This window comes from Micromonospora sp. NPDC047620 (assembly GCF_043205005.1).
Taxonomy (GTDB): domain Bacteria; phylum Actinomycetota; class Actinomycetes; order Mycobacteriales; family Micromonosporaceae; genus Micromonospora.
On the sequence record NZ_JBIDDG010000168.1, the window covers coordinates 1 to 1,149 of the forward strand.

Sequence of the window (1,149 nt, forward strand, 5' to 3'; positions counted from 1 at the left end):
ACACCGACGACGAACGGCAGGCCGCGGTGCTCGAAGAAGTCGACGGCGGCGAAACTGCTGTCGAGCCGGCGGGTGTCGGCCAGCACCACCGCCCCCAGGGCGCCGAGAGCCAACTCGTCCCACATGAACCAGAAACGGTCCTGTCCGGGCGTGCCGAATATGTAAAGGACCAACTCGGGGGAAATGGTGATGCGACCGAAATCCATGGCGACGGTCGTGGTCGTTTTCGATTCGATCCCGGACAGATCATCGATATCGCGCGAGAGTTCGGTGACGACTTCTTCGGTGCGCAAGGGGACGATCTCGCTGACGGCACCGACCATGGTGGTCTTGCCGACTCCGAAGCCGCCGGCGACGAGGATCTTCACCGAGGCGGCCAGAGCGGGCCGTTCGTCGGGGTCAAAGGTTGCGGATGCCATCCAATACCGTTCGCAGAAGGTCGAGGTTGTGTAGTTCGGTGTCGGTCACGGGGGACACCGACCGGCAGATGAGGTGGCCGTCGGCGAGCAGATCGCTGAGCAGGATTTTCGTCACCATGAGCGGAAGACGCAGGGCGGCAGAGACTTCGGCGACCGACTGCGGTGCTTGGCACAGGCGCATGATGTCGAAATATTCGGGTTCGCGCCGGCGCAGGTCCGCCGTGGTGTCGACGGCCAGGACGAGGGTGATCATATCGAGATCGGGTCGAGGACTGCGGGTGCGTCCGCGAGTCAGGGCATAGGAACGTACGAGGGGTCCGGCCTCGTCCTCGTACCACGAGGCGCGCGGACGGGTCACGAGCTCGGGTCGGCCGTGCGGCCGAAGCTGTGGCGGGGTGCGGCGGAAAGATAGGTGCCCACCCGGTGCACGGTCTGGTTGATCTCGTAGGCGACCATGCCCATATTGGCGGTCTCGTCGGTGAGCAACGCCAGACAGGCATTGGGCCCGGCGGCGGTGGCGAACATGACGGCATGGTCGAGCTCGATGACGGTTTGGCGGACATGGCCGCCGGTGAAGCGGTGCCCGGCGCTGCGTGCCAGGCCGTGCAGGGTCGCGGCCATCGCGGCGAAGTGCTCGGCGTCTTCGACCGGCATGACAGTGGAGCGGCCGAGCAGCAGACCATCGGTGGACAGCACCACGGCGTGGCGGACGCCGGGAATGTGCGCGACG

At 66.0% G+C, this 1,149-nt stretch carries 3 protein-coding genes; all 3 read right to left on the reverse strand.

Going from position 1 to position 1,149, the window contains the following annotated elements; translation table 11 throughout:
* Positions 1-419 (reverse strand): ATP/GTP-binding protein (locus ACGF5C_RS35005; protein ID WP_393308737.1); only part of this gene is annotated, 419 nt, incomplete at its 3' end.
* A complete protein-coding gene (locus ACGF5C_RS35010; RefSeq protein ID WP_393308739.1) occupies positions 400-777 on the reverse strand; it encodes a DUF742 domain-containing protein in 378 nt (125 codons plus the stop codon). The genes ACGF5C_RS35005 and ACGF5C_RS35010, both read right to left, overlap by 20 nt.
* Positions 774-1,149, reverse strand: a 376-nt coding sequence (locus ACGF5C_RS35015; RefSeq protein WP_393308741.1) for a roadblock/LC7 domain-containing protein, incomplete at its 5' end; no start/stop codon positions are given. The genes ACGF5C_RS35015 and ACGF5C_RS35010, both read right to left, overlap by 4 nt.